General features: G+C 37.3%; 15 protein-coding genes. 6 read left to right on the top strand and 9 right to left on the bottom strand.

Going from position 1 to position 20182, the window contains the following annotated elements:
* Nucleotides 1–15: 15 nt before the first annotated feature.
* Both CQ046_RS00820 and CQ046_RS00825 read right to left on the bottom strand, forming a co-directional pair.
* The gene (locus CQ046_RS00820) at nucleotides 16–3081 is read right to left on the bottom strand and encodes a TAT-variant-translocated molybdopterin oxidoreductase (protein WP_105700437.1); all 3066 of its coding nucleotides are present in this window, start codon (nucleotides 3079–3081) and stop codon (nucleotides 16–18) included.
* A 23-nt stretch (nucleotides 3082–3104) separates the two neighbouring features.
* Nucleotides 3105–4463, bottom strand: a complete 1359-nt coding sequence (locus CQ046_RS00825; protein ID WP_105700438.1) for a c-type cytochrome — start codon at nucleotides 4461–4463, stop codon at nucleotides 3105–3107.
* A 184-nt stretch (nucleotides 4464–4647) separates the two neighbouring features.
* Here CQ046_RS00825 and CQ046_RS00830 point away from each other — a divergent pair, with 184 nt between their 5' ends.
* On the top strand, nucleotides 4648–5205 hold the full coding sequence (locus CQ046_RS00830) for an SPOR domain-containing protein (RefSeq protein ID WP_105700439.1): 558 nt from the start codon (nucleotides 4648–4650) through the stop codon (nucleotides 5203–5205).
* Between the two features lie 57 nt (nucleotides 5206–5262).
* Here the strand turns inward: CQ046_RS00830 and CQ046_RS00835 are convergent, their stop codons facing one another.
* The 6 genes from CQ046_RS00835 to CQ046_RS00860 all read right to left on the bottom strand — a co-directional run bounded on the left by CQ046_RS00835 (nucleotide 5263) and on the right by CQ046_RS00860 (nucleotide 13530).
* Entirely contained in the window at nucleotides 5263–6540 is a 1278-nt protein-coding gene (locus tag CQ046_RS00835; RefSeq protein WP_228406827.1) for a DUF6080 domain-containing protein, read from the bottom strand.
* Nucleotides 6541–6616: 76 nt separating this feature from the next.
* On the bottom strand, nucleotides 6617–7573 hold the full coding sequence (locus CQ046_RS00840) for a T9SS-dependent choice-of-anchor J family protein (RefSeq protein WP_105700440.1): 957 nt from the start codon (nucleotides 7571–7573) through the stop codon (nucleotides 6617–6619).
* Nucleotides 7574–7655: 82 nt separating this feature from the next.
* Nucleotides 7656–9197 carry a protein adenylyltransferase SelO gene (locus tag CQ046_RS00845; RefSeq protein WP_105700441.1) on the bottom strand — a complete coding sequence of 514 codons (1542 nt, stop codon included), beginning with the start codon at nucleotides 9195–9197 and terminating at the stop codon, nucleotides 7656–7658.
* 75 nt (nucleotides 9198–9272) lie between these two features.
* Nucleotides 9273–11651, bottom strand: coding sequence for a transglycosylase domain-containing protein (locus tag CQ046_RS00850; protein ID WP_105700442.1), 2379 nt, complete (start codon nucleotides 11649–11651; stop codon nucleotides 9273–9275).
* A 6-nt stretch (nucleotides 11652–11657) separates the two neighbouring features.
* Nucleotides 11658–12122 carry a gliding motility lipoprotein GldH gene (locus tag CQ046_RS00855; protein WP_105700443.1) on the bottom strand — a complete coding sequence of 155 codons (465 nt, stop codon included), beginning with the start codon at nucleotides 12120–12122 and terminating at the stop codon, nucleotides 11658–11660.
* Entirely contained in the window at nucleotides 12115–13530 is a 1416-nt protein-coding gene (locus tag CQ046_RS00860; RefSeq protein WP_105700444.1) for a stage 0 sporulation family protein, read from the bottom strand. The genes CQ046_RS00855 and CQ046_RS00860 overlap by 8 nt, the downstream gene beginning before the upstream one ends.
* Before the next feature lie 467 nt (nucleotides 13531–13997).
* On the opposite strand from CQ046_RS00860, the gene CQ046_RS00865 reads away from it, so the two are divergent.
* The 5 genes from CQ046_RS00865 (at nucleotide 13998) to CQ046_RS00885 (ending at nucleotide 19999) form a co-directional block, all read left to right on the top strand.
* Nucleotides 13998–15236, top strand: coding sequence for an OmpP1/FadL family transporter (locus tag CQ046_RS00865; protein WP_105700445.1), 1239 nt, complete (start codon nucleotides 13998–14000; stop codon nucleotides 15234–15236).
* A gap of 12 nt (nucleotides 15237–15248) precedes the next feature.
* Nucleotides 15249–16811, top strand: a complete 1563-nt coding sequence (locus CQ046_RS00870) for a G-D-S-L family lipolytic protein (protein WP_105700446.1) — start codon at nucleotides 15249–15251, stop codon at nucleotides 16809–16811.
* A gap of 85 nt (nucleotides 16812–16896) precedes the next feature.
* The gene (locus CQ046_RS00875; RefSeq protein ID WP_047426959.1) at nucleotides 16897–17835 is read left to right on the top strand and encodes a ribose-phosphate pyrophosphokinase; all 939 of its coding nucleotides are present in this window, start codon (nucleotides 16897–16899) and stop codon (nucleotides 17833–17835) included.
* Nucleotides 17836–17890: 55 nt separating this feature from the next.
* Complete coding sequence (locus CQ046_RS00880; protein ID WP_105700447.1) at nucleotides 17891–18538, top strand: 50S ribosomal protein L25/general stress protein Ctc; 648 nt, start codon at nucleotides 17891–17893, stop codon at nucleotides 18536–18538.
* Between the two features lie 240 nt (nucleotides 18539–18778).
* The gene (locus tag CQ046_RS00885) at nucleotides 18779–19999 is read left to right on the top strand and encodes an aminotransferase class V-fold PLP-dependent enzyme (protein WP_105700448.1); all 1221 of its coding nucleotides are present in this window, start codon (nucleotides 18779–18781) and stop codon (nucleotides 19997–19999) included.
* Between the two features lie 57 nt (nucleotides 20000–20056).
* Here the strand turns inward: CQ046_RS00885 and CQ046_RS00890 are convergent, their stop codons facing one another.
* The gene (locus CQ046_RS00890; RefSeq protein WP_105700449.1) at nucleotides 20057–20182 is read right to left on the bottom strand and encodes a GNAT family acetyltransferase; all 126 of its coding nucleotides are present in this window, start codon (nucleotides 20180–20182) and stop codon (nucleotides 20057–20059) included.

Here is a 20182-nt window from a genome sequence, read left to right on the forward strand (position 1 = left end):
TTTATTATTTAAACTTTATTTTTCTACTCTGTTTCTTACTTTAGTATGATAGAACACATTTGGTTTTGTTCCGATCTCCTCGAGTAAATAATATCTTCTGTTGCTAGAATACAATTCTCTAACTTCAGACTCTTTATCATTCATGTCTCCGAAAGTCATTGCTCCAGTAGAACAAGCAGCAGCACAAGCACAAGAGTTCTTGAACTCATTATCTGTTACTTTTCTGTTCTCTCTCTTAGCTGCTAAAATAGTAGCCTGAGTTTCCTGAATACACATTGAACATTTCTCCATTACCCCTCTAGTTCTTACAACTACGTCTGGGTTAAGTACCATTCTTCCTAAATCGTTGTTCATGTTGAAATCGAACTTGTCATTTAGGTTATACGTAAACCAGTTGAAACGTCTTACTTTGTACGGACAGTTGTTTGCACAATATCTTGTACCGATACATCTGTTGTAAGCCATATGGTTTTGACCTTGCTTACCGTGTGAAGTAGCCGCTACCGGACATACAGTTTCACAAGGAGCGTGGTTACAGTGCTGACACATTACTGGTTGGAAGATTACATCCGGATTGTCTGCAGGGTGGTTTAATGCACCTCCGTCTCCGAAAGCAGTACCATACAATTCAGGTACAGCCATTCCTTCTTTCAATCCTTCGTATACTTCTACTTTCTGTCTTGAAGAATAGTAACGGTCAATTCTTAACCAATACATATCTCTGGACATTCTTACTTCTTCTTTACCTACTACAGGAACGTTGTTTTCTGCCTGACAAGCAATTACGCAAGCTCCACAACCTGTACATGAGTTCAAGTCGATAGATAAGTTGAAGTGAGGTCCATCTGTATCATCGAAAGCATCCCAAAGGTCAATTTTTCTTGCTGGAAGAGCTCCACTGATGGTGTGGTATTCCAAAGGCTTGTTCCATCCTTTGTGCTCATCATCGAAAGGAACATTGATGAACTCAGCTAAAGGAACTTCTTTAGCGATTTCATAACGACCCATCAATGTATTTTGAAGCTGGATACCTGCGAATTCGTGATCTTCTCCTGTTTTTTCAATTTTAACCCCTGAAACAGCCAGGTTAGAACCGTCAAATAAAGGATAAGCGTTTACTCCGGTATCAGCAGTTGCTCCTGAGTTTTTCTTACCATAACCAAGCGCAAGACCTACAGATCCTTCTGCCTGACCAGGTTGAATAAATACAGGAACATCTTTTATTGTTACTCCGTTTACAGTAAGGTTTACAATAGAACCATCTAACTGCATTCTCGCGTTAAGATCGTTGTCAATGGCAAACTTCTCTGCATCTTTAGGAGAAATTGTCAAATAGTTATCCCAAGACATTCTTGTCAATGGATCTGGTAATTCCTGCAACCAAGGGTTGTTTGCCTGAGTACCATCTCCCATAGAAGTCTTAGTATATAATACCAATTCTAATTCAGAAGGTTTAAAGTTTCCTAGTTCAGCAACAGCCTGAGCAGCGTTTCCACCTGCATAAGCCAATGTTGTAGAGTTAGTAGAAGCAGTAATACCGTTGTACAATGCTTTGTTGAAAGAAGTACCACCTAAGATAGAAGCTGAGCTAGCTTTTAAATAATCGTAGTAGTTGTTTGCTGCATTGTTTTTACCATTCTTCCAAACCAATAGAGATTCTTCAATCTGTCTTGATTTGTAGATCTTCTGAATTGTAGGCTGCATTAATGAATATACTCCTGTCTGTGGTTCGATATCTCCCCAAGACTCTAACCAGTTTGCTACTGGAATTACAGCTTTCGCTGCTTTGTACATTTCATTTTTCTTATCAGCTACGGCAATTACATAAGAAACTTTAGATAAAGATTTTTTGAAATCTTCTCCTTTTGGATGAGAGTAGATAGGGTCTACATTGTTGGTAATTAATACTCCAACCTGACCTGCGTTTACCCATCCTAAGAATTCCTGGTATCTTGCTTTATCAAATTCTTTAAGGAAGTTCGCTTTACCTGTGAAAGCTACTGATCCTAATTTTTGGTTGATTAAGTGTGCTAAAACCTGTGCTCCTTTAGAACCGTCAGCAAAAACAACAGCTTTGCTTCCTTTTGCTTTCAATTCGTTAGCAATTTCAGTAGCAGTCTTATCAGTAGTACCTCCACCTATAATTGCATTGTAAACTTCAACTAAAGTTTTGTTTACAGCACTTGGCTTTAATCTGTATCTTGAGTCAGCATTAGCACCAGTTAATGACATGTTAGATTCTACTTGAACGTGTCTCAACATGGTTTGACCTGGCTTTCTTGCTGCTGCATAAGAAGTTTCTAAGCTAGAAGCGTTATAATCCCCTAAGAAATCAGCTTGGAAAGAAACTACCAATTCTGAACCTTTAAGGTCATAAACAGGTAATGCTCTCTGTCCGAATACTTCCTGAGCTGCATCTAATGCTGCAGAGTAAGGGAAAGCATCATAAGTTACTAATTCTGCTGTAGGATATTTAGCTTTGAATTCACCGAATAACTTTTTGAAAGTTGGTGAAGCAAAAGAGTGTGACAAAAGCACAATCTTTTTACCTGACGCTTTAGCTTCTTCCAAACCTTTAAGAACGAAACTGTCTACTTTATCGAAAGTTTCGTCTTTACCGTCTAGTTTAGGCTGTTTTACTTTATCATTATCATAAAGAGAAAGTACACTTGCCTGAGCTCTTGCGTTAGTTTTACCTAAATCACCAGCTGCTGGGTTTGGATCAATTTTGATAGGTCTACCTTCACGGGTTTTTACTAAAACACTAGCGAAATCGAAACCATCAAAATATGTTGAAGCGTAATAATTAGGAACCCCTGGAATAATATCGTGTGGTTTTACTACGTAAGGAATCGTTTTAATTACCGGAGCTTCACAAGCAGCAAGAGTTACTGCTGCTGTAGAGAATCCTAGTAATTTTAAGAAATCTCTTCTTGAAGTACTGGAACCATTTTGTTCAGCATCTCCAAGGAAATCTTCTACCGGAATTTCTTCCTGGAACTCTTTAAGAGCCAGCTTACCATTTAAAGCTGGGTCTTTAAGTTCATGAATACTTCTGAATTGTATTTTGTTTGAAGCCATTTATACTTCTAATTTTTTAGTTATTAATAATGACATTTACCACACTCAAGACCTCCAATTGCATCTACAGTGATCTTACCTCCATCTTGTGGATACTGTTTTTTCAACTTGTCATGTAGATTTTTGAAGTACTCTTTATTATAACCGTTGTTCATATCAACTTCAGTCGTTCTGTGACACTCAATACACCATCCCATAGTAAAGTCGTTTGCCATCTGAACAACATTCATTGTATCAATTTTACCGTGACAAGCCTTACAAACAACATCAATTTTGTTGTTAGGGTTCTTTTTGTTGAAAGAATTGATAATCGCCTGCTCACCTGCTACAACGTGCTGAGAGTGGTTGAAGTAAACGAAGTCTGGCATGTTGTGGATTCTTGTCCATTCAACCGGCTGTGTTTTTCCTGTGTACTGTTGTTTTGCAGGATCCCAACCTGTTGCTGCGTAGATCTTCTGGATTTCTCCGTCATAGAATGCCTTATCTTTTCCTGGCTCCATGTAGTGATCTTTGTTGTATTCAGAAATTGTTCTGTGACAGTTCATACAAACGTTCATAGAAGGAATTTCAGATACTTTTCCGTATTTAGCACTAGAGTGACATAATTGACAGTCAATTTTTTGCTCTCCAGCGTGGATTTTGTGAGAGAAGTAGATAGGCTGCTCAGGTTTGTACCCTTTGTAAACCCCGATCCACATTAACCAATTCCATACTCCGTAAGCAGCTAAAATAGCCAGAATAGCTAATAGACCTTTCCCGATGTAGTGGAATTTCTCATACATTTCACTGAACGAACGAACTCTTGTTTCATTCAATCCTGCTAATTCTTCAGACTGACCTAACGTTACAAGTTGTCTTAGTTTAACCAAGATCCAAACCAGTAAACCAGCGATCGCTAAAAGTGAAATGATGACAACGTTTGTAGTCGTTTTGTCTGCTGGTGCTGCCGCAGAAGCGTCAGTTGCAGGAGTTGCTTCCGGTTTTTTCTCTTCCGGAGCAGGAGGATTAGTCGTGAAAGCTAAAATGTCGTCAATATCCTTATCTGTAAGATTTGGAAAGACCTGCATTTCAGTCTTATTAAACTTTTCAAAAATCTCATTGGCGTATTTATCCCCAGAAGCCCTTAGAGCTTTATTGTCTTTGATCCACTTGTGAAGCCAATCTTTGTCTACACCACCTTCTGTCTTTACTCGTTCTACAACCCCCTTTAATGGTGGTCCAACAACTTGTTTGTCCAGCGCGTGACATGCAGTACAATTCGCTTTGAAAAGTTTCTCTCCGTTTTTAGGATCGCCGTCTTGCCCGTAAAATGAAGCACTGGTTGATAGCAATAAGCCTATTGCGATCAACGTTTTTTTATAATGCTTTCTCCAACTAATCATTTAAATTATCTTATGTTAGTAAATTATTGAACATTCAATCAATTCCGCAAAAATAATATTTTTAACAGGAATTTAACGGTATATCGAAAAGGGAAAATATCATTTACGTTTAATTTGTATTGATTCTAAATAACTAGTTTGGTATAGTTTTTTAATTTGTATAAATTTGCGCAAACAAGTTTAAATGAGAAATTTGATTAAAATATTTTCGATATTATCACTATTTGGTTTTTATAGTATTGGAGCCCAGCAAGTTGTTAAAAAGGACACCCTTTCCGGGACAGAGCTTGTTATGACCATGGATTCCAAAATAAATGCTGCTTTGGAAGGAATTGAAGGAAAATGTGCTAAAACTGCTCCTACCAATTCTCCTAAAGATTTCAGTTCTAATGATAGCGGAATTTCTACAGGGATCAGTACAAAACCTCCCAAAATCTATGTTCCGAACAGAGAACTTACCAATGCTGAAATTTGTAAGAAAAATCCTAGAATTTTAGGGTTTAAAATCCAGATTACAACAGTGAAAAGTAATGAAGAAGCTAATGAAGTAAAGGCTTATTTCAGAAAAAGATTTCCTAACCTGAAAGTGGAAACTGATGCTTCTTTAAGGCCAAATTATAAAATTCTGGCAGGAAGTTACTTTACTAAACAAAGTGCTGCCAGTGACCTTTCGAAGATCAGAGAATACTTTAAATCTGCAATGGCAGTACAGTATAGAATTTTCTGTGCGGAAGCAAAATAGAAAAGTTTCTATTAAAATAAATAAAACAGAAAGCTGAGAAATTTTTCTCAGCTTTTTTTATTGGTAATATGTTTCCATAAACCAGAAAAATTCCGCCATTCGAAATATATTATTGATCAGAAGATAAATGAATAATAGTGCAAGAGTCAATGTTAATAATGACATCATCTTTGGTGAACATCTGTAAGCATAAAATAGCCATCCCAAAAGAAACGGGTAGACGAAAACAAAATGTCCTCCGTAGATATAGGAAGTATGAAGACCAAACCTCATCACACAATGGATCACAATATCAACAAAAAATGAAATGGCAATAACCTGAACCCATTTATTTTTGAAATTTTTAGAATAACTCCAAATAATAAGGATTAATAATGTGGCTATAAAAAAGTAGGGGAAAACTGATGAGTAAAGGTCCATATAGAGTCCTTTAAAATTAAATCCTTTCATATTATGCTTATCCGAGATGATGAATCCCGGAAAAAGGATATTACCTCCGAAAAAGAAAGAAAGAATCATGTCCCATGTAGGCATAGACTCTACATTAGAGAATTTTTCGTACTGCTGATTTGTCTTAGAGAAGATATTCTGATATTTGAAATCAATTCTGTTTAAATAAAAAAGGACAAAACAAATCACAGCAATCATTACTCTTACTACGGCGTTTCCAAATTTTTTCCAATCTTTAAATAAACCCTTTTCAAAAAGAAGAGGAATGAAAACTTTTACAAAATTGGTAATGGTAAGTCCTCCGATAGTAATTCCTGCAAGAGAAAGAGCTGTTGCAGGTGTTTTTTCTTCAGTCCTTAGCTTTATCGCTGCATAATAATTATACAAGGAAAGTAGAAACAGGGTGTAGGTGAAGTTTTCAGGAGTAAATGATAGTATGATATTGGTAGAAAAAGCTCCGAAAAACAAAACGATTAAAATACTTAGCCAAAGAGGAAGGCAAATGATGTTTTTTAAATATTTGAAGACCTGAACAATATTTAAAGTGATAATAATATTGCTGAGCCAAGCCAGGGTAAGTCTGAAGTTGGCGTCCATTTTTCCACCTGAAATAAATAATGCTAACTCTCTTACCCAGTTGAAAAAATAATAAGATAGGGGATGTCTTTCAAAACTACCTCCGGTCATCAGGATAGATTTATTATCAAAACTGAAATAAGCATCCCATGGAATTCTGCTGTCAAAGATAATTCTGTAACGAAGCGCAATATATGAACCTAAAATTCCATAGCAGATTATAAAAAACAGAAAAACTGCCAATTCAGTATAAGTGGAAGGAAAAATCAGTTTGAAAAAATTAATGATTTTTGTTTTGATAAAAGACACGTCTCGGATTTTTTGCAAAAGTAAAATAAAAAAACCACCAAAAGTTGGTGGTTGTGTAAAGATTGTATAAACGTGACTATTGTTTGATCACTTTTTCTGTGTTAGACGTTCCGTCTGCGAAGTCTACTTTTAACAGGTAAGTTCCTTTTGAAAGTGAAGAAATATCTGGAGTTCCGGAATCATTCGTTCTAATGGTTTTTCCTGATAGGTCAATAACGGATGTTGATTTGATCTTTTTATCGGTTTTGATATTGACTTCACCATTTGTAGGGTTAGGGTAAATGAATGTGCTGGTGTTTTCCCGGGAAATTTCATTTGTTGATAACGATTGTGCTGTCGTAATTTTTACATCGTCCAGCATAAACATATATTTATCTGAAGACATGTATTGAAAGCCTACTTTCACTGTTTGTCCAGCATACGCATCAAGATTGATAGTGACTTGCTGCCAGCTTGCATAAGGAGCTGTAGAGGTAGCAGGTGAAGAAACAATAGTAAAATTGGCAGCAGATGTGGGATTTCCGCTTCCTGTATAAACTCCCACTTTATAACTTTCTACAAAACTTGGAGATAACGCTTTTACCCAGAATGTTAAAGTGTTAGAGCTTGTACCTAAGGTTACCGCCGGTGTTATCAGCCAATCGTTATTAGCAGAAACTCCTCCAGCAGGTATTCCCGCCCATGATACTGCACATTTTTGTCCTCCGTGCGGACTGAAATTTCTAATCTCTTCATCAGCTGCAGTTGATGTGGCATTATTGGTGGCATTGCTTGCTGAAAGATTAAATATTTGAAATGCCATCGGACTTGCGGCATTAAGCCAGTTTGCTGTCCAGGATGCAGATGTGGTACCACCAATTACTGGACCGCCACCTGTATACGTATTTAAACCATCAAGATCGAGTGTAGTCCAACTGCCAATGCTGTTAATAGTGAAGTTGGTGTAAGACTCGAAGGTCTCATCAAGCAAAACTGTTTGGGAGCTTGCTGTTATTCCAATCAGTAAACTTAAAGAAAATACAATTTTTTTCATATTAAAGATTTTTTTAAATGTAGTGAAAATATTTAATATGCTAAAAACATGTTAGTTAATGAGTGTTTTTGTTGTTAATTTACTAAGAGCTGCATGAGAGTGTAGAACATCCTGCGGTGTCATCATAGCCGGCTGGTCTTTTAGCAGAAAACTCAGGATAGAGTTCCTGATAAGGATTTTCTAAGGCTTTGGTAAGTTTTTCCAGCATTTCTTTTTTTCCATTATTGATCTCTTCAATACATTCATAAAGAAGGTAGTTTCTAAGAATGAATTTTGGATTTGTCTTTTTCATCATAGCCACTGAATCTTCTTTCGAAATAGAATTTAAACCCAATCTTGCTTTGTAGCTTGTGATGAAATGGCTAAGCTTTTCCAACATTTCTTCATTTAAAGTGATGTAAGAAACGTCTTTAAAATGTTCTTTCAAGTCAGTGCCTGGTGTTACAGTTTCCAGTTTACTGAAAAATAAGGTGTAATCCAGCTGAAGTTCCTGCATAAGTCCCTGCCAGCTGGTGAAAAAATCTTCATCCTCTTTTCGAAGCTGATCAAACCCGAATTTTTTGCAAAGCATTTGGTCATGTGCTTCCCAGAAATACGTTCCGAAATTATTTAAAGTATCTTCTAAAAATTTTTCATCTTTAATCAATGGATGAAGGGCATTGGCCAGCTGCCAAAGATTCCACTGGGCAATCTGTCCCTGTTTTCCGAAGGCATATCTTCTTCCGGGAAGATCTGTTGTGTTGGGGGTAAAATTCAAATCGTATTCATCCATCATGGAATAAGGTCCGTAATCAATAGTTAATCCCAAAACAGACATATTATCTGTATTCATAACGCCATGTACAAAACCTACTCTGAACCATTCAACCATTAAATTTGCGGTGCGGGTGCAGATATTTTCGAAAAAGTCTCTGTATTTCTGACTGTCTGATGATGTGATCTCGGGATAATAGTTTTCTATGGTAAAATCTGCCAAATCCTGCAGATTGTTGTACTCTCTCTGGGCAGACATGAGTTCAAAATGTCCGAAACGCAGAAAGCTTTCGGCTGTTCTGATGACCACTGCTCCTTTTTCAAGCTGTGGATTTCCATTATACATGATATCGCGCATTACATCTTCGCCGGTGAAAGCCAGGCTCAGTGCTCTTGTTGTAGGGATTCCTAAATGATACATGGCTTCACTCATCAGGTATTCCCGTACAGAAGACCTTAATACGGCTCTTCCATCAGCATGTCTGGAATATGGAGTTGCTCCGGCGCCTTTCCATTGAATTTCCGTTTTTTTTCCGGCATCATTTGTGATTTCTCCTGCAAGAATAGCTCTTCCGTCCCCAAGCTGGCCTGCCCAGTTTCCGAACTGATGTCCTGCATAAGCTGTTGCGTAAGTTTGAACGTTTTCCGGAAGATTATTCCCCACCAGAAAGTCCAGATCTTTATCTTCAAGTTTTCCTAATCCTATTTCCTCGGATAAGATTTTATTAAAAGCAATCAGTTCAGGTTTGTCAAAGCCAGTAGGTTTAATGGTGGCAAATAAAACCTTTGGTGTGTTTCTCTGCATGGGGTTGTTAGAAAAATCACCAGGAAAATTCTCGATAAAAGGTTGTCTGATACGTTCGATATTCATGCTTCAAAGGTATTAATTATAAAAGAAAAGACCTTCCAAATTATTGAAAGGTCTTGTATATTTCTAAAAGAGAATTTATTTATTGAAATCTACTTCATCATTGGAATGAAGATTTTCATTAATGTTGTCCTCTTTCTTTTCTGTTGGTTTTTTAGGAGTTGGATCTACCGGTCTTGGATTTTTGATCTCATCAATAGTCTGAAGACTTCCGTCGTCTCCATATCCTCCGCTTAAGCCTTTAAGGTTTGAACATCCGTCTTTCCAATCCGAAGGTTTGACAAATTTATCATCAGGAGTCACTCCTAAGCTTTTATCTGCCCATACTTTCTTCATAAAGATAGCCCAGATTGGTAATGCCATTTTCGCACCCTGACCTTCTCCTGTGCCAAAGAAGTGAGTTGCTCTGTCTTCCCATCCAACCCATGCTCCGGTTGCTAATTTTGGTGTGATTCCCATAAACCATCCATCGGAGTTGTTCTGAGTGGTACCTGTTTTACCTGCAATTTCCACTGCTTTGGAAATGCCTTTTCTTCCCAGTTCTCCGGAAGCAGTTCCGAATTGTGCCACACCTTTCATGAGTTCAATCATGGTGTATGCGTACATTGGGTTCATTACTTCTTTCGGCTCTACGTTTACTTCCTTGATTACTCTACCGTTGGCGTCTTCAATTCTCCAAATCATCTCTGGCTTGATGTAGTTACCATAGTTGGCAAAAGTACTGTAGGCACCTAGCATTTCGTAAATCGTAATGTCTGATGAACCTAGGGCGATTGTATTGTTTCTTGGAATATCTTCTGTTACTCCCAGATCTCTTGCAGTCTGGATTACAGCATCTACTCCTGTCATTTCAATAAGTCTTGCGGCAACAGGGTTTTGAGAGTGTGCCAATGCATCTTTTAAAGTAAGCATTCCACCTCTTCCCGGTACGTGCCATCCGTTGTGATCATAAGTTCCGTTAGAAACCGCTGAACAAGGAGTCATTCCCAGTTTCATGATAGCAGTTGCGTATACGAAAGGTTTGAATGTAGATCCTACCTGTCTCTTTCCTTGTTTGATGTGATCATACTGGAAATGCTGCCAGTCGATACCACCTACCCAAGCTTTGATTTCTCCAGTTCCCGGAACCATAGACATCAAACCTGCCTGTGCAATTTGTTTGTGGTATCTGATAGAGTCCCAAGGAGACATTTCTACCTCTTCTTCTCCATTCCATGTGAATCGTGAAGTTTTGATAGGTTTCTTGAATTCCATCATGATAGAATCCTCAGGCATTCCGTCGGCTTTCAACAATTTGTATCGGCCGGTTCTTTTCATTGCCTGAAGCATTACATCCTTGATTTGTTTATCATTCAGATAATAGAAAGGTCTGTTCTTTCTACCTCTTTGTTCTGCATCAAATCTTTTCTGAAGATCCGTTAAGTGTTCTTTAATTGCTTCTTCGGCATATTTCTGCATTTTAGAATCAAGAGTAACATATATTTTTAGCCCGTCTTTGTAAAGGTTCAGCTTTTTGCCGGTTTCTTTTTCGTTGGCTTCAAGATATTTGTCAATCTCTTTTCTAAGATAGAATTTGTAATAAGCAGAATATCCGTCAGTAATACTTTTAATAGGGTGGAAGTCCACTTCTATTGGAGTATTTGCTGCTTTTTCATAGGTTGCAGCATCAATATACCCGGTTTTTTGCATCTGTTCCAATACCACATTCCTTCTTTCTTTTGCCTTTTCAGGATATCTGTAAGGATTGTTTTTTCTTGGATTTTCAAGCATAGCCACAAATGTTGCAGCTTCAGGTAATGTAAGTTCAGATGTTTTTTTGTTAAAATAAACTCTGGAAGCCATTTCAATACCGTTAGCATTGAAAAGGAAATCAAATTTATTGAAATAAAGAGTAACAATCTCTTCTTTGGTATATCTTTTCTCAAGACTTACTGCTACTACCCATTCTTTTAATTTCTGGAATGCTCTTTCAATCTTATTTTGAGAAGCATTTCCTGTAAAAAGAAGTTTGGCAAGCTGCTGGGTAATGGTAGAACCTCCACCACGTCCCCCGCCATATGCTACGGCTCTGGCGATGGAATATAAGTCGATTCCTGAATGTTCTTTAAAACGCTCATCTTCTTTAGCCTGAAGGGCATAAATAAGGAAAGGAGGAAGGTCCTTATAAACGATAGGTTGTGTTTTCTCTTTTTCAAATTTACCCAAAGTAACTCCGTCTGAAGAAATAATCTCTGAAGCAACAAAGATGTTTGGATTTTCAAGTTCTTTTACATCAGGCATTTCCCCAAGAAATCCTTGAGATACCGCAAAGAAAAGTCCCGAAATCCCCAGAACTACTGCAACAAGTCCGATCCAAATGAACGAGACCCATTTTCTCCAGGAGGTATCTTTCTTTTTTTTGGGAGGCAGAGGAAATGTTTTCCCCTTATTTCCTGCATTTTTTTTGTTTTCTTCCATTTATGGTTACGGTTTAGCCGTTTCTATTTTTACCCCAATATCCTCAATTCCCAAAAGGTTGTCATTCCTCATCGCCTGTATCAGCCCGATTTCATATTTTCCTTTTGATGGAAACGTATACTTTACTTTATACTGAAACAAAGTTTCCTTCGTATCACCAAACCCTGTACCAAGCCATTCGCCGTTAGGTTTTGCCAGTACATAATTAAGGGTGTCCGTTTCCTTTTTTTTGTTCTGAAGATTAGTGAAATTTACTATAAACCTTATATTACTGTAAGGATAATTATTGTTATTTCTTACAACAAATATAATATTTTTAGGATTCTGCGGATCTGAAATTTCAAGATTAAATTTTTGCTCACTTTTCTTATTCCATTTGTTATCAACAGAATTCATGATGACATCTCCTCCTGAGGAAGAGTTGCAGCTAAAGAAAAGGATAAGTGACAGTAATCCTAAAATTTTATGCATTATTATCTTTTTTTGGAGGATATTTTTTCTTGAATTTCTTCTTGTTCGGATTGTTTTGTTGCTTATTTTCAGCATTCGCATTTCCATCTACTTTTTCCGCTTGCGGTTTTTGCTGTGGATGTTGTTTTTGCGGTCTGGGCTGATTTCCGGACTGAGCGTTTGCATTAGGGTTTTCAGATTTTTCAGATCTGTCCGGTCTTTCTTGTCTTTCAGGTCTGTTTCTTTTTTGCCCTTGTGGCTGCCCCTGTTGCCCTTGTGGGTTGTTATTCTGCTTATTTTGGTTGCTCTGGTTGCTGTTCCTGTTTCTATTGTTTCTGTTTTTCTTTTCAAAACGATCCACGTTATTTTCCTGAATCAGATCGATAGTATGAGCAGAAGGTTCCGGCTGTTTCAGGTCTTCAAGAGGGAGTATTCTTTCTCCTCTTTTGTTCTTTGAAATCAGTTTTTTTACAAGATCAATATCGAAATCATACCATGCAACAGAACTGTCCACATAAGCGAACCACATTTTCTTTTTGAAAACATCAATTTTGATACAGAATGCTTTTCCTTTCTCTGTTTCTAAAGTAGTTGAAGAAGAAGGGAAATTGCTTAATGCATCCAGATAGCTGTCGAGTTCATAGTTAAGACAGCATTTAAGTTTACCGCATTGTCCTGCCAGTTTCTGAGGATTAATACTCAGCTGTTGATATCTTGCAACATTGGTGTTTACAGATCTGAAATCCGTAAGCCATGTAGAACAGCAAAGTTCACGTCCGCAAGATCCAATACCACCTACTTTTGCAGCTTCCTGTCTGAAACCAATCTGCTTCATGTCGATTTTTGTACGGAATGCTCCTGCATAATCTTTGATCAGCTGTCTGAAATCAATTCTGTTTTCAGCAGTGTAGTAGAAGGTGATTTTAGAAGAGTCACCCTGGTATTCCACATCAGTAACTTTCATTTCAAGGCCTAATCTTTGAGCAATTTTTCTTGCCTCAAGCTTTACGCCATCTTCTTTTTTTCTTGCTTCCTGCCATACCTCAAGATCTTTTTGGTTGGCTTGTCTGTATATTTTGAGTGCCAATTCTTCAGAAAACTTTTTCTTTTTCATCTGAATTTTTACTAATTCTCCCGTAAGGCTTACAACGCCTACATCGTGTCCCGGACTTGATTCTACTGTAATTACGCTACCTATATGTAAAGGAATATTATTTACATTCTTATAAAACGATTTCCTGTCATTTTTAAACCTAACTTCCACAAAATCACACCTGTTTGGTGCTGGATTGTTGATATTAGAAAGCCAGTCAAAAACACTTAATTTATAACTATTCCCGCAGGTATTTACATTTTCACAGCCATTTGCGGTTTTCTTAGGACCGCAAGAATGTGCAGAATCGCCGGATGTTTTGCATCCACAACTCATATTTCTATTATTTATAATCTGCAAATTTATGTTTTTTTATCTTTATGTAATTCTAAAATACTTAAATAACCTGAATTCGGGATAAAACATTTGCTTATTTTAAACAAGAATAAAAGCCGGAGACTGGAATAAGGGTACTTTAAAGAGAATAAAAGAGAGTTTAATTTTTTTTAATTTAACATTTTAGTGGATGGCTGTTTAATTTAACATTCATTATTATTTTACTCTATTATCCTGGTTTTTATCATGGTAAAACGTTTAAGTTAAACATTTGTTTAAAATTAAACACTTAAATGTGTTCTTGTTTAAAGCAATCTTAAAGCTTTAATAATGATTATTTTATCTTTTGTTTATTGTAAGGTGTTATTTTAAACATAGTTTTCTTTTCATATATTGTTTAAAATATTGGCAAATATTAACAGACGTATTCAAAATAATTTTATATTTGGGTTATATAATAATAGTCTATGAAAAAAATATTAGTATCAACTGCTTTATTGGCGGGAGTTCTATCTTACGCAGGAGGCTTTAGAGTTTCCCTGCAGGGGGTAAAACAATTGGCAATGGCGCATACTAGTGCTCATGCCGAAGACGCGAGTGTGACATTTTTTAACCCTGCGGGGATGTCATTTATCCCTTCCAAACTGAGCGTAGTGGCAGGAGGGTTTGCAGCAAGTAACAAAGTTACTTTTCAAAACTTCAATACTTTACAAAGTGCGGAGACAGATAACCCTGTAGGAACTCCATTCTATGCCGCGATTACTTATAGACCGATAGAAAAACTTACCGTAGGTCTAAGTGTAACAACGCCTTTTGGAAGTACGATTAAGTGGCCAAATGACTGGGAAGGTAAAGAAATGGTTCAGAAATTAGAGTTGAAAAGTTTCTACTTCCAGCCAATGGTTTCTGTAAAACTAGCTCCGTGGGTATCTTTTGGTGCCAGCTATATCTATGCAAAAGGAGTTGTAGATTGGGATAAAGCAGTAACGCAATTTGGAGGACAGGTAAATATCAATGATAAAAAAGCAAGCGGACACGGATATGGTTTTGGTTTCTATTTCAGACCTGATCCGAAATTAGATGTGAGTATTGCCTACCGTTCAGCAATAGATATGAAAGCTAAAAACGGTACAGCTACATTCCAGTTCCCATCTCAGTCAATTTATACACAGTTGAAACTGAATGCTGCAGGGCAGGATGGTTTCTCAGCAGTTCTTCCATTGGTTGAAGAATATACAATTGGTTTAACGTATAGAGTAACTCCGAAATGGCAGGTTTCGGCAGACTTTAACTACCATGGATGGGAGAGATACAGCAAGCTTACTTTAGATTTCGAGAATGCTCCTATTGGAAATAATCCATCGGATCCTACTATTCTTACTAATCCTAAGAACTTTAAAAATTCGAAAACATTCAGATTGGGGACTCAATATGCGTTCACTAATATGTTTTACGGACGTTTGGGAGCTTATTATGATGAAGCACCATACACTACAGACAACTTTATTCCAGAAACACCTTCGTATGATACTTATGTGGTAACAGGAGGGGTAGGTATTAAGCTGAAACAATTCGGAATTGATATTGCCGGAGGATATGCAATGCCTCAATACAGACATGTAGATAATGCTAACTTAGGTTTCTACGGACAGTCGAAAGCAACAGCATTCTACTTAGGTCTAGGTTTATCTTATAATCCATTTTAATTTTAGAAGACTATGAAAAAAATTATAATATCGACAATTGCAGTTTCTGCACTTCTTTTTACAGTTACAAGCTGTAATACGGATTTCGATACGGATGTGAAAGATATCCAGGTAACAAAAGGTGACGCAGATTTTACGAAATATATTTCACTGGGAAATTCACTTACTTCGGGATATCGTGACGGAGCTTTGTACAGCAGCGGTCAAAATGAATCTTACCCTAATATGATTGCAGGACAAATGAAACTTGCAGGGGGAGGAGATTTTAAACTGCCATTGATGCCTAACGATGTAGGAGGATTTAACAATCTTCCGGGATTTCCTGGAAAATTGAACCTTCAGGTGGTTAATGGATCATTGACTCCAGTGCCAAGTGCTCCGGCAGCAGCGCTAGATGTTCTATCTGGTGGAGGTACTTATAATAATATGGGTGTACCTGGTGCGAAGTCATTCCACTTGGTGGCACCAGGATATGGTAGCCAGGCAGGTCTTGCTACAGGAACAGCCAACCCTTATTTTGTAAGATTCGCTTCTTCTGCAACAACAAGTGTGCTGGCTGATGCTATGGCTCAGAAAGCAACATTCTTTTCTCTTTGGATAGGAAATAATGATGTATTATCATATGCTACCAACGGAGGAACAAACTCTCAGACGACAGGAGGTGTTACAACGTATACTACTGCTACGGTGCAGTCAGGAAATACAAATCCGACAACTTACAAATCTAATGATATTTCAGATCCTGCATTGGTGGCCGGGTCTATTAAGGCAGTTTTAGATGGTCTTAAAAGTGTAGGGACAACAAAAGGTGTTATTGCTAATATCCCTTCTGTTACTTCCGTTCCTTTTTTTACTACGGTTCCTTACAATCCTTTGACACCTACAACTTTAGGTTCAAATTTAGCAACGCTTAATACAAGCTTGTATGGGCCGTTGAAGCAGGCACTTACTGCTTTTGGAGCAGGGGATAGAATTAATTTACTTTCTACAACCGGTCCAAGCCCGCTTTTGATCAAAGATGTTGCTCTTACAGATTTATCAGCACAGCTTACTGCTGCTTTGACTCCATCTTTGGGGGCTCCAACAGCTGCCGCTTTCGGACAGATCTTTGGACAAGCAAGACAGGCTACAGCAGATGATTATATTTTACTTACTACAAGTTCTGTGATTGGAAGTACTGCAGCAGGAGTTCCGGCTCCGGTAAATATCTATGGTATTTCTTACCCATTACAAAACCAACATGTATTAACAAAAACAGAAGCTGGCTATGTACAAACAGCTACAACAGCATATAATGCCTCTATCAAATCACTTGCTGACTCTTATGGATTAGCTTTTGTGGATGCAAGCGCTAAAATGCTGGAGCTTAACGGGCAATCCGGTATTTCATTTGACGGAGTAAAATATACTGCGAAATTCGTAACAGGAGGAGCCTTCTCATTAGATGGAGTTCACCTTACAGGACGTGGATATGGTATTGTAGCGAATGAATTTATTAAGTCTATTAATGCTAAATATAAGTCTACACTTCCACAGGTAGATCCGAACAAATATTCAGGAGTTAAATTCCCTTAATAATTGATAAAATAAAAACTTAGAAACCACAGGAGTAATTCTTGTGGTTTTTTTTTAAATTTGCAAAATCTTTTAAAAAGTAAAAATGGCCGATCAGTTAAGTTATCTATTTTGTACAAGAACCAGCAGGGACTTGGCAGAGAAAATTGCCCAGAATTATGGGAAAGAATTAGGAAAAATCAACTTTCAGGAGTTCAGTGACGGGGAATTTGAGCCTGTTTTGGACGAATCCGTAAGAGGAGGAAGAGTTTTCCTGATTGGATCTACATTCCCTCCTGCAGACAATCTTTTGGAACTCCTTCTAATGATTGATGCAGCGAAAAGAGCTTCTGCAAAGAGCATTACCGTAGTAATTCCTTACTTCGGACTTGCCAGACAGGACAGAAAAGACAAACCGAGAGCGCCGATCGGTGCTAAGTTAGTTGCTAACCTTCTTACTGCAGCAGGAGCAACAAGAGTAATGACAATGGATCTTCATGCAGACCAGATTCAGGGATTCTTCGAAATTCCGGTAGATCACCTGTATGCTTCTTCTATTTTTGTAGATTATATCAGGTCTTTAAATCTTGATAATCTTACCATTGCTTCTCCGGATATGGGAGGTGCAAAAAGAGCGAAAAACTATGCTGGCCACCTTGGTGCTGAAGTAGTAATTGCTTATAAGGAAAGAAAGAAAGCTAATGTTGTAGAGGAAATGTTCCTTATCGGAGATGTGACAGGTAAAAACGTAATCCTTATTGATGATATGATTGATACTGCAGGTACACTTTGTAAAGCAGCTGATATTTTAATTGAAAAAGGAGCGAAAACGGTAAGAGCTATGGCTACTCACGGAGTGCTTTCAGGCAAGGCTTACGAGAATATTGAGAACTCAAAACTCTTGGAAGTTATTGTAACTGACTCAATTCCTGTTAAAAATAATTTGTCATCTAAAATAAAAGTGCTATCTTGCGCCCCATTATTTGCAGATGTTATGACAATGGTTCATGAACACAAATCAATTAGTAGTAAATTTGTTATTTAATTGATTTTAAGCAGATTGCAAATTAAAAACAAAATAATTTTTTAAATTTTTATAAATGAAATCTATTACAATTCAAGGTACAAAAAGAGAAAACGTGGGCAAAAAGTCTACAAAAGCTTTACGTGATGCTGAATTAGTTCCTTGTGTTGTTTATGGAGGTGAAGCACCTTTGAACTTCTCTGCTGAAGAGAGAGCTTTCAAAGGATTAGTATACACTCCTGAAGCACACACGGTATCTATTGAAGTTGACGGAAAAACAATTCCAGCTGTTCTTCAGGATATTCAGTTTCACCCAATTACGGACAAAATTCTTCACATCGACTTCTATCAATTATCTGACGATAAGCCAGTTATCATGGAGGTTCCTGTAAGAATTACTGGACGTTCTAAAGGTGTTGTTGCTGGTGGTGTTTTACGTCAGTCTTTCAGAAAACTAAAAGTAAAAGCTATCCCTGCTAACCTACCTGACGAAATCGTTGTGGATGTTACTCCATTAAGAATTGGTAACAAACTTTACATCGGTGGTATCAAAACAGAAGGTTATTCTTTCGTACATCCAGACAATGCAGTAGTAGTTGCTGTTAAGATGTCTAGAAATGCAATGAAAGGAGGTGCAGCTGCAATGGATGATGAAGATGAAGAAGAAGTTGCAACTGAAGAAGGAGCAGCTCCTGAAGCTGCAGCAGAAACTGCAGCAGAATAAGAATTGCTTATTTAAACAATATAAAACCTATCAATTTATTGGTAGGTTTTTTTGTTTGATAAAGATAAATAACAATTTGCCCTTTACTATTCTTACCTCATATACTATCCTTACTATACACTATCGAATATTTCTATCAACTGATAACTATCACCTCCTTATCTCATACTTCCTTTCGGAAAAAAAGCCGTAAATTTGAAGAGTTCTAAATAAGGACGGTTTAATTTAAAAAATAAATAAATGTTTGACATTCAGGAAATAAGACGCCAGTTTTCTATATTGGACAGAGAAGTGAACGGTAAGCCTTTGGTTTATCTGGATAATGCAGCTACCTCCCAAAAACCAAATTCAGTTTTGGAAGTCTGTCACGCATATTATACAGAACTTAATGCTAATGTTCACAGAGGAATTCATACCCTAAGCCAGCTGGCAACAGAGGAAATGGAGCTTTCAAGAAGAAAAATCCAGAAATTCATCAATGCCGAGCATGATTTTGAAGTTATTTTTACAAAAGGAACAACAGAAGGACTGAACCTTATCGCTTATATTTTAACACAGAAACTCCAGAAAGATGATGAGATCATTATTTCCTATCTGGAGCACCATTCTAATATTGTTCCGTGGCAGATGCTTTGCGAAAGAACAGGGGCAAAACTTCGTGTGATCCCGATTGATGAAAACGGAATTCTTCAGATGGATCATTTTGATCAGTTTTTAAGTGAAAAAACAAAGGTTGTTTCTGTTAATCAGGTTTCCAATGCATTAGGAATTGTAAACCCTATTGAGGAGATTATTGCTAAAACAAGAAAAAATACTGATGCTTACGTTGTAATAGACGGTGCTCAGTCTGCTCCGCATTTCAATATTGATGTTCAGAAACTGGATTGTGATTTCTTTGTATTCTCAGGCCATAAAATGTATGCTCCGATGGGAACAGGTATCTTATATGGAAAACGTGAAATATTAGAAGCTTTACCACCATTTCATGGAGGAGGGGAGATGATTGCTACCTGTTCTTTCGAAGGAACTACTTATGCAGGTCTTCCATTTAAATATGAAGCTGGAACACCCAATGTAGGAGGAAATATTGCTTTAGGTGCAGCTGTTGATTTCATGAATAAAGTAGGTCATGCCAATATTCAGAATCATGAAAATGCGTTGCTGGAGTATGCTCAAAGACAACTTCTGGAAATTGAAGGGATTAAAATTTATGGTGAAAAAGCAAAAAGAACCGGTGTTGTTTCCTTTAATTTAGAGGGAGTGGGAATTGCTTCTGACGTAGGGATGATTCTTGATAAAATGGGTATCGCTGTAAGAACAGGACATCATTGTACACAACCTATTATGAACTTCTTTAATATTGCAGGAACTGTAAGGGCAAGTTTTGCAGTGTATAATACCTTCGAAGAAATTGATATTTTGGTGGAAGGAGTTAAGAAAGCACAAAGAATGTTGAGCTAATTAATGCGAAATTCTTTATATTATAAATTAAAAGCAGCCATTGGGCTGCTTTTTTTGTTAATCCATGGGAACACAATAGCACCGGCCATCAATAATAACCTGATAATATCCGATAGCACATTCCAGGCAAATTTCTCCTCCGGCTACAATGGTTTTCAATTTTTCTTTGTTTAATTTTTTCAT

The sequence above is a fragment of the Chryseobacterium sp. MYb7 genome (assembly GCF_002979455.1).
In the GTDB taxonomy this organism is placed as follows: domain Bacteria; phylum Bacteroidota; class Bacteroidia; order Flavobacteriales; family Weeksellaceae; genus Chryseobacterium.

Bases quoted from the DNA above. Each gene is read 5' to 3' on its own strand.
- CQ046_RS00840 (WP_105700440.1), bottom strand. From the start codon at position 7,573: ATGAAAAAAATTGTATTTTCTTTAAGTTTACTGATTGGAATAACAGCA.
- CQ046_RS00825 (WP_105700438.1), bottom strand. From the start codon at position 4,463: ATGATTAGTTGGAGAAAGCATTATAAAAAAACGTTGATCGCAATAGGC.
- CQ046_RS00855 (WP_105700443.1), bottom strand. From the start codon at position 12,122: ATGCATAAAATTTTAGGATTACTGTCACTTATCCTTTTCTTTAGCTGC.
- CQ046_RS00890 (WP_105700449.1), bottom strand. From the start codon at position 20,182: ATGAAAAAATTAAACAAAGAAAAATTGAAAACCATTGTAGCCGGAGGA.
- CQ046_RS00820 (WP_105700437.1), bottom strand. From the start codon at position 3,081: ATGGCTTCAAACAAAATACAATTCAGAAGTATTCATGAACTTAAAGAC.
- CQ046_RS00850 (WP_105700442.1), bottom strand. From the start codon at position 11,651: ATGGAAGAAAACAAAAAAAATGCAGGAAATAAGGGGAAAACATTTCCT.
- CQ046_RS00875 (WP_047426959.1), top strand. From the start codon at position 16,897: ATGGCCGATCAGTTAAGTTATCTATTTTGTACAAGAACCAGCAGGGAC.
- CQ046_RS00885 (WP_105700448.1), top strand. From the start codon at position 18,779: ATGTTTGACATTCAGGAAATAAGACGCCAGTTTTCTATATTGGACAGA.
- CQ046_RS00865 (WP_105700445.1), top strand. From the start codon at position 13,998: ATGAAAAAAATATTAGTATCAACTGCTTTATTGGCGGGAGTTCTATCT.
- CQ046_RS00830 (WP_105700439.1), top strand. From the start codon at position 4,648: ATGAGAAATTTGATTAAAATATTTTCGATATTATCACTATTTGGTTTT.
- CQ046_RS00860 (WP_105700444.1), bottom strand. From the start codon at position 13,530: ATGAGTTGTGGATGCAAAACATCCGGCGATTCTGCACATTCTTGCGGT.
- CQ046_RS00845 (WP_105700441.1), bottom strand. From the start codon at position 9,197: ATGAATATCGAACGTATCAGACAACCTTTTATCGAGAATTTTCCTGGT.
- CQ046_RS00880 (WP_105700447.1), top strand. From the start codon at position 17,891: ATGAAATCTATTACAATTCAAGGTACAAAAAGAGAAAACGTGGGCAAA.
- CQ046_RS00870 (WP_105700446.1), top strand. From the start codon at position 15,249: ATGAAAAAAATTATAATATCGACAATTGCAGTTTCTGCACTTCTTTTT.